Genomic DNA, 11451 nt, shown 5'->3' with positions numbered 1-11451 from the left:
GGTCCGCACCCGAAGGCGGCGGGGTTGCTGGGGCTCCGCCCCAGACCCCGTTAGCGCCCGAAAGGCGCTCGTCCTCAGACGCCGGGCGGGCTGAAGATGCCAGGCACCCCGCCAAGCGGGAGGGGCCCAGGGGTGCCCGGGACGCAAGGGGGCCCGGCGCGTCGTACGCTGGGAGCCCCGGCCCGTACGACGTGTCGGGCAGTTCGCGTTGCCCACTCCCCGGGATGGATGCCCTCCATGAGCCTGCACGGTCTGCTGGACGCCGTTGTACGAGACCCCGCGCTCGCCGACGCGGTGAAGGCCGCCACCGACGGCCACCGGATGCACATCGACCTGGTCGGACCCCCCGCCGCCCGCCCCTTCGCCATCGCGGGCCTCGCGCGCGACGCGGGCCGCACCGTGCTCGCCGTGACCGCCACCGGCCGCGAGGCCGAGGACCTGGCGGCCGCGCTGCGCTCGATGCTGCCCGAGGCCGAGGTCGCCGAGTACCCCTCCTGGGAGACGCTGCCGCACGAACGCCTCTCGCCGCGCAGCGACACCGTGGGCCGCCGCCTCGCCGTGCTGCGCCGCCTGGCGCACCCCAGCAAGGACGACCCCTCGGCCGGCCCGGTGAGCGTCGTCGTCGCGCCCATCCGCTCCGTACTGCAACCGCAGGTCAAGGGGCTCGGGGACCTGGTCCCCGTCTCCCTGCGCACCGGGCAGAGCGCCGACCTCGGCGAGATCGTCGAGGGGCTCGCGGCCGCCGCGTACGCACGCGTCGAACTCGTGGAGAAGCGAGGGGAGTTCGCCGTCCGCGGCGGGATTCTCGATGTGTTTCCGCCCACCGAGGAGCACCCGCTGCGCGTGGAGTTCTGGGGCGACGACGTCGAGGAGATCCGCTACTTCAAGGTCGCCGACCAGCGCTCACTCGAAGTCGCCGAGCACGGCCTGTGGGCGCCGCCCTGCCGTGAGCTGCTGCTCACCGACGACGTACGCACCCGCGCCGCCGCCCTCGCCGAGGCCCACCCCGAGCTCGGCGAACTGCTCGGGAAGATCGCCGAAGGGATCGCGGTGGAGGGCATGGAGTCCCTCGCGCCGGTCCTTGTCGACGAGATGGAGCTGCTCGTAGACGTGCTGCCGCAGGGCGCCATGGCCGTGGTGTGCGACCCGGAGCGCGTACGCACCAGGGCCGCGGACCTCGTCGCGACCAGCCAGGAGTTCCTCCAGGCGTCCTGGGCGGCGAGCGCCGGCGGCGGCGAGGCGCCCATCGACGTGAACGCCGCGTCCCTGTGGGGCATCGCCGACGTACGGGAACGGGCCCGCGAGCTCGGCATGATGTGGTGGTCGGTCTCCCCGTTCGCAGCCGACGACACCGAGGCGGACGAGGGCACCCTCAAGCTCGGCATGCACGCCCCCGAGACGTACCGCGGCGACACGCAGCGCGCGCTCGCCGACACCAAGCAGTGGCTCGCCGACGGATGGCGCACGGTGTACGTGACGGCGGGCCACGGCCCCGCGTCGCGCACCGTGGAAGTCCTCGGCGGCGAGGGCATCGCGGCCCGACTGGACGCGGAACTCGACGCGTTGACGCCGTCCGTCGTCCAAGTGACGTGCGGCGCCATCGACTTCGGGTTCATCGACCCCGCGCTCAAGCTCGCCGTCCTGACCGAGACCGACCTCACCGGGCAGCGCTCCGCCACCAAGGACCTCGGCCGCATGCCGGCCCGCCGCCGCAAGACCATCGACCCGCTCACCCTGGAGGTGGGCGACTACATCGTGCACGAGCAGCACGGTGTGGGCCGCTACATCGAGATGGTGCAGCGCACCGTGCAGAACGCGACCCGCGAGTACCTCCTCGTCGAGTACGCGCCCGCCAAGCGCGGCCAGCCGGGTGACCGGCTCTACATCCCCACCGACCAGCTGGAACAGGTCACCAAGTACGTCGGCGGCGAGGCCCCCACGCTGCACCGGCTCGGCGGCGCCGACTGGACCAAGACCAAGGCGCGCGCGAAGAAGGCCGTCAAGGAGATCGCCGCCGACCTCATCCGGCTGTACTCGGCCCGGATGGCCGCGCCCGGCCACGCCTTCGGCACGGACACGCCCTGGCAGCGCGAGCTGGAGGACGCGTTCCCGTACACCGAGACCCCCGACCAGCTCTCCACGATCGCCGAGGTCAAGGAGGACATGGAGAAGACGGTCCCGATGGACCGGCTGATCTGCGGCGACGTCGGCTACGGCAAGACGGAGATCGCGGTGCGCGCCGCGTTCAAGGCCGTCCAGGACGGCAAGCAGGTCGCGGTCCTCGTGCCGACCACGCTCCTCGTGCAGCAGCACTTCGGCACGTTCACCGAGCGGTACGCCCAATTCCCGGTCAACGTACGGGCGTTGAGCCGCTTCCAGTCCGACACCGAGGCCAAGGCGACCCTTGAAGGGCTCAAGGACGGCTCGGTCGACCTCGTCATCGGCACGCACCGCCTGTTCTCCTCCGAGACCAAGTTCAAGGATCTCGGCCTGGTCATCGTCGACGAGGAGCAGCGCTTCGGCGTCGAGCACAAGGAGCAGCTGAAGAAGCTCCGCGCCAACGTGGACGTCCTGACCATGTCCGCGACGCCGATTCCCCGGACGCTCGAAATGGCCGTCACCGGCATCCGCGAGATGTCGACGATCACCACCCCGCCGGAGGAGCGCCACCCCGTCCTCACCTTCGTGGGGCCGTACGAGGAGAAGCAGATCGGGGCGGCCGTGCGGCGCGAGCTGCTGCGCGAGGGCCAGGTCTTCTACATCCACAACCGGGTCGAGTCCATCGACCGGGCCGCGGCCCGGCTGCGCGAGATCGTGCCCGAGGCGCGCATCCAGACCGCGCACGGGCAGATGGGCGAGAGCCAGCTGGAGCAGGTAGTCGTCGATTTCTGGGAGAAGAAGTTCGACGTGCTGGTCTCGACGACGATCGTCGAGTCCGGCATCGACATCTCCAACGCCAACACCCTCATCGTGGAGCGCGGCGACAACTTCGGCCTCTCCCAGCTGCACCAGCTGCGCGGCCGCGTCGGCCGTGGCCGCGACCGGGGGTACGCCTACTTCCTGTACCCGCCGGAGAAGCCGCTGACGGAGACCGCGCACGAGCGGCTCGCCACCATCGCGCAGCACACCGAGATGGGCGCGGGCATGTACGTGGCGATGAAGGACCTGGAGATCCGCGGCGCGGGCAACCTGCTCGGCGGCGAGCAGTCCGGGCACATCGCGGGTGTCGGCTTCGACCTGTACGTCCGCATGGTCGGCGAGGCCGTCGCCGACTACCGGGCGCAGATGGAGGGCGGCGAGCAGGAGGAGGCGCCGCTGGAGGTCAAGATCGAGCTGCCGGTCGACGCGCACATCCCGCACGACTACGCACCGGGCGAGCGGCTGCGCCTCCAGGCCTACCGGGCGATCGCGTCGGCCAACTCCGAGGACGACGTGAAGGCGGTCCGCGAGGAGCTCACCGACCGCTACGGCAAGCTGCCGGAGCCGGTGGAGAACCTGCTCCTGGTGGCGGGTCTGCGGATGCTGGCGCGGGCGTGCGGGGTCGGTGAGATCGTGCTCCAGGGCTCCAACATCCGTTTCGCGCCGGTGGAGTTGAGGGAGTCGCAGGAGCTGCGGCTCAAGCGGCTCCATCCGCGCACGATCATCAAGGCGCCGACCCGCCAGATCCTGGTGCCGCGGCCGACCGCGGGGAGGATCGGCGGGAAGCCGGTGGTGGGGCGGGAGTTGCTCGCGTGGACGGGCGAGTTCCTCACGACGATTCTGGGGTCGTGAGGCGGGCCCCCTGCGGGTGCGGGTGCGGGTCCGTTTTCGGGTGCGGGTCCGTGCCCGGCTGGGCGCACAGTTCCCCGCGCCCCGGGGGTTGGCTGTGGGCCCGTTGAGCCGGAGGCAGGCCGGGTAGGAGTACCTACGATTGCGAGGTTCCGCCAACTGCTGCCAGGACGGCCCGCTTTGATGCGTATCAACCGAATCACCCGAATCGCCCTGCCCGCGACCACCCTCGCGGCCACCCTCGTCCTCACCGCCTGCGGCCCCGGCACCACCGCGAAGGGCGGCGCCCCGGGCGCCAAGGGCGCGGCCGGTTCCGCGCTCGCCGCGGTCGACTCGCTCACCGTGAAGGGGCGGGCGCCGAAGACCGGTTACAGCCGGGACCAGTTCGGCAAGGGCTGGAGTGACACCGACCACAACGGCTGCCAGACCCGCGAGGACATACTCAAGCGGGACTTGAAGGACGTGAAGTTCAAGGACAAGTGCGACGTCTCGTCCGGCACGCTCGCGCACGACCCGTACACCGGGCAGTCCCTCACGTTCACGCGTGGCGCCAGCAAGATCGACATCGATCATGTGGTGGCGCTCTCGGACGCCTGGCAGAAGGGCGCCCAGCAGTGGGACAAGCAGAAGCGCACCGCGTTCGCCAACGACCCGCTCAACCTGATCGCCGTCGACGCGAGCGCCAACCGCCGCAAGAGCGACGGTGACGCGGCGACCTGGCTGCCTCCGTACAAGGCGTACCGCTGTACGTATGTGGCGGACCAGGTGGCCGTGAAGAAGAAGTACGGGGTGTGGCTGACCGACGCCGAGAAGACCGCGATGAAGTCGGTCCTCGACGGGTGCCCCGACCAGCGGCTCCCGGCGGGCTGAGGGGCGCCGGGGCCGGCCGCCGGAAGCTGCCGTCCGGGGCGGTCAGCCCGCGGCGATCTGCGACTTCGGCGGGGCGACCGCGTGGACCGGCCGGCCGAAGTTCGAGAATGCGAGGGTTCCGGGCTCGTCGCCGCCCACGGTGACCATCTTCAGGAGGTAGTGCTTGCCGGTGGTCGCTACGTCGAGCGTGTAGACCGCGGCGCCGTCCTTCTCCGTGAGCACCATCGCGGGGACCCCGCCCACCGTGATGACGCGGCCCCTCTTCGCCGCGTTGTCCTCGCCCTGGTCCGCGAGGAAGGTCTTCACGTCGCACATGGGGGCCAGGCCCTTGCCCTCGCCGGTCGTGGTGTCGCTCTTCGTCCACGTGTGTGCGCCCGCGGGCCGCAGATAGGCGATCCTTCCCACCTTGATCATGGCGACTGCGTCCTTGCCCTTCCCTATGGTTCCGGTGCAGTCGCCCTTGGAGTTCATGGTCAGGTCCACCGTGAGGCGACCGTCCTTGGCGTCGGTGACGTCGGCCTTCAGGCGCAGAGAGGGGGCCGTGCGGTCGGCCTGTATGGCGTCGGTGAAGATCTGGCCGCCGGTACGGCCGTGGAACGGGTCCTTCGCCGCGGCCGGGGTTGCCGGGGTCTTCGATGCGGCCGCGGACTGGGCGGCGGCCGGCGTCGCCGCGGCCGGCGAGTCCGTGGCCGAGCCCGAGCCGGAGCTCGAACAGGCCGTCAGGGCCGTGGTGGCGCAGACGAAGAGCGCGGTGGTGGTGACGAGCGTGCGGCGACGCATGGTGTGAACTCCCCCTGGGGGTGCGGTGGTACGGGGTGATGGTGGAGGCCGGGCGGGGTGGCAGGTGCGGCGGCCCGCGGCACATCAGAGCAGATACTTGTGAACCGAGTCAACACGTCTGCATTGATCGTTATGGTTCACGGCGTGTATGGAGCGCTGCGACGGGGTTCGGTAGGCTCGGCACACAACGCTACGAGGGGAGCGGCCAAGTGCCGGAGCACGCAGCAGAGGTGACCGCGGCCACCATCGCCCGGCTCGCGGGGGTGGGCCGGGCTGCGGTGAGCAACTGGCGCCGTCGGCACGCCGACTTCCCCAAGCCGGTCGGCGGCACCGACACCAGCCCCTCCTTCGCGCTCCACGAAGTCGAACAGTGGCTGCGCGAGCAGGGCAAACTCGGAGAAGTCCCGCTGCGCGAACGGATCTGGCAGCAGCTCTCGGGCCACCCGGCGGGCGCCGTCGCCGCCCTCGTGCACAGCGGTTGCGCCCTGCTTCTGCTGCGTCAACGTCCCGCCGCGTGGGCGGAGTTGAGCACACTTGACGATGCGCGCCTTGCCCGGCGGCTGCCGGCCCTCCTCGACGAGGTACTGGACGAGCGGTTCGGCCAGGACGGCGCGGGACACCGGGCACCGGGTGTTCACAACCGCTCTGTGAACACGCCCGGCGCCGCCGATCTCGTCCCCTCGGTGCCGCTGCTGCGCGGCATCGCCGAACTCGCCGCCGAAACCGGCCATAGGGACGCCTTCGAGTTCCTGCTCGGCCGCCACCTCGACGCCAACCCACGCCAGTACACGCTCACCCCGCAGGGCCCCGCCGAACTGATGGCCGCGCTCGCGGGCCCCGCCGCCACGGTCCTCGACCCGGCCTGCGGCACCGGCACCCTGCTCGGCGCGCTGCCCGCGGCCACCGCCCTGCACGGGCAGGACGCCGACCCCGACCTCGCCGCCCTCACCGGACTCCGGATCGCCCTCGCCGGCCCCGCCGGCATCCGTACCGCCGCCGCCGACTCGCTGCGCGCGGACGCCTTCCCCGAGCTGGCCGCCGACGCCGTGCTGTGCCACCCGCCGTTCAACGAACGGGCCTGGGGCCACGACGAACTCGCCTACGACCCGCGCTGGGAGTACGGTCTCCCGGCCCGCACCGAGTCCGAACTGGCGTGGGTGCAGCACGCGTTGGCCCGGCTGCGCGAGGGCGGCACCGCCGTGCTCCTCATGCCGCCCGCCGCCGCCTCGCGCCGGTCGGGCCGCCGCATCCGCGCCGACCTGCTGCGGCGCGGTGCCCTGCGCGCGGTCGTCGCGCTGCCGCCCGGGGCGGCGCCCCCGTACGGCATCCCGCTGCACCTGTGGGTGCTGCGCAGGCCCGGCGCCACCACCCGGCCTCCCGCCGAGCTCCTCCTGGTCGACACCGCGGGTGTCGAGGGCGCCGCGGCCGACGGCGGCCGCGACCGGCTGCCCTGGCCCGCCCTGCGCTCGGCGGTGCTCGACGCGTGGACCGCGTTCGACCGCGACGGCACCGTCACCGAGCAGCCCGGCGTCAGCCGCTCCGTGCCGGTCATCGAACTCCTCGACGACGACGTCGACCTGGCCCCGGCCCGCCATCTGCCGCCGCCCGCGACCGAAGGCGGCGCCGCCGCGCTCGACGCCGTACGCGAACGGCTCGACGCCACCCTGAGCCGCGCCGCCCACCTGGCCCCGCCGCCCGCGGTGCCCGCCCCCAGCGCCCGCTGGCCCCTCACCACCGTCGGCGAACTCGCCCGCGCGGGCGGGCTGTTGCTGCGGCCGGGCGGCGCGGGAACCGCGAGCGGCGCAGCGGCCGCGGGGGACGGCGCCCCGGTCCCCGTCCTGACCGAGCACGACGTGCTGGCCGGTACCGCGCCCTCGGGCGCCCTGCCCGAAGGGCCCGCCGAGGAGCCGGTCCTGACCCGGACCGGTGACGTGGTGGTGCCGGTGCTCGGCGGCGGCGCGATCGCCCGGGTCGTGGACGACGCCCATGCGGGTGCCGCGCTCGGCCGCAACCTCCACCTCCTGCGGCCCGAACCCGGCGCACTCGACCCGTGGTTCCTCGCCGGGTTCCTGCGCGGCACGGCCAACAACCGCCAGGCCAGCAGCCACGCCACCACCGCCACCCGGCTCGACGTACGCAGACTGCAACTGCCCCGGCTGCCCTTGGCCGACCAGCGGCGCTACGGCGAGCGGTTCCGGGCGCTCGCCGCGTTCGAGGACGCGCTGCGGCTCGCGGGGCGGCTCGGCGAACAACTCGTGCGGGGGCTGCACGACGGCCTGACGGACGGCACGTTCGACCCGGCTGCCGACACGGGGACCGACCCGGCGACCGACCTGGGGAGCAGGGCGCGGCCGGCCCGTCCCCGATGACAGTTGGATACCGGCCCGGGGATCGCCGGGACCGGTGTCAGTGACGGTGTATACGCTCATGACACGGGCGCGGTACGCACGGCCCGCACCCGTCCGGACCGACCCCCAGTGTCAGGAGCAGCGATGCACGGCCCCGGCTATGGACCGCCGCAGCCCCGCCCCACGGGGGCGACGGCGATGGTGCTGCGCGTGCTGTTCGCGGTGGTGCCGCTGGCCAGTTGCGGGCTGCTGTCGTGGACGGCGCTGCTGCGGCTTGCGATCGTGACCCGGCGCCGGGCGCACTGGGTGCTGTTCTGGCTCCAACTGACGCTGTACGCCGTCTTCTTCGCCTTCGTCGCGGCATCGACCCGCGACGACGACTGGCAGATGAACCTCGGCATGGCCGGTCTGCTCTCGCTCGCCGCCGTCACCACGGCCTACTTCCTGTACGCGGACATACAGCACGGCTCGCGTCGGCGTCAGGTGGTCGCGCCGAGCATGTACGGCCCGCCCGTCGGATACGGGCCGCCGCACATACCCCGAGCCACGGCCCCGCAGTTCGGTCCGTACGCCAACCCCTACGCCGAGACCCCCGTGCCGGGCACGTCCCCCACACCCGCACCCGCACCCGCACCCGCACCCGCACCTGCTCCGGCCCCGGTCGCCCCGGTTCCGCAGGCCCCCGTGCCGGCGCGGCCGCGTACCCCGGCCGCGCCCAGGATCGACCAGGTCAGAGCCGAGCTCGACGAGCTGTCGCAGTACCTGCGCAAGGGAACCGAGGGTGAGGCCCGGTGACCGTGGGGCGGATCGTCGCCGGGCGGTACGAGCTGGCGGCGCTGCTCGGGCAGGGCGGCATGGGCCAGGTGTGGACGGCGTACGACCGCCGTCTCGACCGCCGGGTCGCGGTGAAGTTGCTGCGCCCCGACCGGGTCGCGGGCTCCGGCCGGGCCGACGAGGCGGAGGAGCTGCGGCGCCGCTTCGTGCGCGAATGCCGGGTGACCGCGCAGGTCGACCACCCCGGGCTCGTCACCGTGCACGACGCGGGCAGTGACGTCGACGAGCTGTACCTCGTCATGCAGCACGTCGCGGGTTCCGACCTCGCCGACCACCTCGCCGAGCACGGGCCCTACCCGTGGCCGTGGGCGGTGGCCGTCGCGGCCCAGCTGTGCGCGGTGCTCTCCGCGGTGCACGCGGTGCCGATCGTCCACCGCGACCTCAAACCGCGCAACGTGATGGTGAAGCCGGACGGCACGCTGACCGTCCTCGACCTGGGCGTCGCCTCCGTCCTCGACTCGGACACCACGCGCCTGACCCACACCGGCTCACCCATCGGCTCGCCCGCCTATATGGCGCCCGAGCAGGCGATGGGCGGCGCGGTCGGCCCGTACACCGACCTGTACGCGCTGGGCGTCCTCCTGCACGAACTGCTCAGCGGGGACGTCCCGTTCGCGGGGTCCACGGTCCTCGGCGTGCTGCACCGTCATCTGTACGAGGCACCCGTCCCGGTACGCGGGCTGCGCCCCGAGGTGCCCGAACCCCTCGAAGCGCTCGTGTTGCGTCTGCTCGCCAAAGACCCGCAGGACAGGCCGAGTTGTGCGCAGGAGGTCTACGAGGCGCTGGCGCCGCTGCTGCCGGTACGGGGCGGCGGGGCGAGTCTTGCGACGGCCTCGCCTCCGCTCGGGCCGCTCGACCCGACCCGCCCGTTCCTGCGCCCGCACGCGCCCTGGCCGGACCGCGTCGCCACGCCCGCGCCCGGCCCGGTCACCGTGGCGCCGCCCGTGCCGAAGGCGCCCCCGCGGCCCGATGTGGCGGGCGCGGTCGACGAGGTCAAGCGGCTGCTCGGCGAAGGACGCATCACGCAGGCCGTCGACATCCTCGGCTCGATCCTGCCCGCCGCGGCGGCCGAACACGGCGAACGCTCGCCGGTGGTGCGGATCCTGCGCAAGCAGTACGCGGCGACGCTGATGGACGACGGGCAGTACCGGCGCGCCCTGCCCGAGCTGCGCCGGCTCGCCGGTGACCGCGCGGCCGAGGCGGGCCCCGCCGACCCGCAGGCCCTGGACTTCCGCCACGACGTGGCGCAGTGCCTCGAACAACTCGGGGATGCGGCGGGGGCGTTGGCGGAGTACCGGGCGGTGCTGCCCGGGTTCGAGGCGCTGTACGCCGGGTCCGACCCGTCCCGCCCCTTCGGCGTGCGGCACCGGATCGGGGACCTGCTGCTTGCGGTGGGGGAGTATGCGGCGGGGCATCACCAGCTTCAGCAGCTGCTGTGGGACGCGGAACGGGTGTACGGGGTGCAGCACCCCTACCCCGCGGAGCTGCGCCGCGCGCTGGCCCGCCAACGGGAGCTCCGCGGCGCGTAGTGCGGTGACCACGAAGGTTCACCCGCCCATTGGTTGGGAGCGGCCGGAACGTGACGGAGCCCGGGAGCATGTCCAGCTCCCGGGCTCCAGCTTGCCACCCATTTGCGCACACCGGCGGCGTTTAAGAACCGCGGGTCATGTTGAGATCGACGTGTTCTGCCTTTGAACTACAGCGCCACGAGAGAGGCGCCGGAGGGACTTGAACCCCCATCCGTCGATGTTCGCCCACGCTCGGTCGATCCGGTGTTCGGCGGCGAATACTGAGACTGGAGCGAGAATCTGAGTTTCATGGGGCCGCCTCTGCCAGGCTTGGGCCATCCCCGCACGTGGTGCGGGGAGAGGGATTCGAACCCCCAACTGACACCCCTTCATCAGCTTCAACATCAGTTTCAGCTTGCGCTCATCGCGCACCCTCCGCTCGCGACGGAGGGCGAATGTGGGGCTACCGGAAGAGGTAGCCGAATACCGCGTCGCCGACCCGCTGGTCGGTGACCTCGGTGTTGTTTGCCTCCTCACGGGCGAACTTGACGGACTGCTGGAGCTTCTCGACGCGGTCGAGGAGTTCGTTGACCCGCCGGGCGGGCAGCGCGCCGGAGAACTTCACCGTGGTCCAGTAACCGACCGGGACGTCCTCGTAGTACACCTCGACCTGCGCCGGGTGCTTCTCCGTGGCCTCGGCCTTCACGTGGTTGCGCGGAACCTTTCTCGTGCGGATGGTCCGCACCGGGTCCGTCTTCCACGCGTCCGTCGAGGGGTCCAGGTTCCACGACTCGGAGGCGTCGAGCACCGGCAGCTTGCGCACGAAGGTGTGCAGGTCGGTGAGTTGCTTCTCCAGGAACAACAGGTACGGGACGGGTACCTGGGACAACAGCACCGTACCGTCGACCACCACGTCCGCGACCGCGGACCGGTTCGCCCAGTCCTTCGTCGCGGTCACGTCGAAGAGCCGCGTCAGCGTCCCGGCGGTCGCCCGCAGCGCGTCCTCGGCCTTGATCTGCACCCGCGTGGACTCGGGCGGCAGCTGCTCGCCCTCTTCGTCCTTGGGCTGGTAGGTCCGGGAGATGCCGGCCAGCAGGGCGGGCTTCTGCACGTCCTGGTGAGCCTGGGTGAGCTCCTGGAGAGCCTTGGACTTGACGCCCTTTTCGACTGCGATGATCTGATTCAGCTTCGGCACACGGCGAACCTAACAACTCCGCGCCGCACGCACATCCGATTAAGCGTCTGGCTCCGTACTCGGTGCGGGCCTGCGTGGGCCGCCTCAGCCGGTCCGGCGTTTGAGGACGAGCGCCTTTCGGGCGCGAACGGGGTCTGGGGCGGAGCCC

General features: G+C 72.2%; 7 protein-coding genes. 5 read left to right on the top strand and 2 right to left on the bottom strand.

Annotation, left to right across the window (positions count from 1 at the left end):
- The first annotated feature begins 237 nt into the window (after positions 1–237).
- Complete coding sequence (gene mfd / locus AB0D31_RS33900) at positions 238–3771, top strand: transcription-repair coupling factor (RefSeq protein ID WP_362730527.1); 3534 nt, start codon at positions 238–240, stop codon at positions 3769–3771.
- 180 nt (positions 3772–3951) lie between these two features.
- Positions 3952–4638 (top strand): HNH endonuclease family protein, encoded by a 687-nt coding sequence (locus AB0D31_RS33895; RefSeq protein WP_362730525.1) that lies wholly within the window; start codon positions 3952–3954, stop codon positions 4636–4638.
- Positions 4639–4680: 42 nt separating this feature from the next.
- On the opposite strand, the gene AB0D31_RS33890 is transcribed toward AB0D31_RS33895, so the two are convergent.
- Positions 4681–5418 (bottom strand): hypothetical protein, encoded by a 738-nt coding sequence (locus AB0D31_RS33890; RefSeq protein WP_362730523.1) that lies wholly within the window; start codon positions 5416–5418, stop codon positions 4681–4683.
- Between the two features lie 209 nt (positions 5419–5627).
- On the opposite strand from AB0D31_RS33890, the gene AB0D31_RS33885 reads away from it, so the two are divergent.
- The 3 genes from AB0D31_RS33885 (at position 5628) to AB0D31_RS33875 (ending at position 10129) form a co-directional block, all read left to right on the top strand.
- A complete protein-coding gene (locus tag AB0D31_RS33885) occupies positions 5628–7787 on the top strand; it encodes an N-6 DNA methylase (protein WP_362730520.1) in 2160 nt (719 codons plus the stop codon).
- Between the two features lie 123 nt (positions 7788–7910).
- A complete protein-coding gene (locus AB0D31_RS33880) occupies positions 7911–8561 on the top strand; it encodes a hypothetical protein (RefSeq protein ID WP_362730517.1) in 651 nt (216 codons plus the stop codon).
- A complete protein-coding gene (locus AB0D31_RS33875) occupies positions 8558–10129 on the top strand; it encodes a serine/threonine-protein kinase (RefSeq protein ID WP_362730514.1) in 1572 nt (523 codons plus the stop codon). Before AB0D31_RS33880 ends, AB0D31_RS33875 begins: the two co-directional genes overlap by 4 nt.
- Before the next feature lie 442 nt (positions 10130–10571).
- On the opposite strand, the gene AB0D31_RS33870 is transcribed toward AB0D31_RS33875, so the two are convergent.
- Positions 10572–11303, bottom strand: a complete 732-nt coding sequence (locus AB0D31_RS33870; protein ID WP_362730511.1) for a hypothetical protein — start codon at positions 11301–11303, stop codon at positions 10572–10574.
- Positions 11304–11451 lie beyond the last annotated feature (148 nt).

Origin of the sequence: Streptomyces sp. NPDC048361 (assembly GCF_040651795.1) — a bacterium.
Classification (GTDB): Bacteria; Actinomycetota; Actinomycetes; order Streptomycetales; family Streptomycetaceae; genus Streptomyces.
The sequence above is the reverse complement of the archived record's forward strand: the minus strand, read 5'-3'. Positions and strand labels throughout refer to the sequence as shown.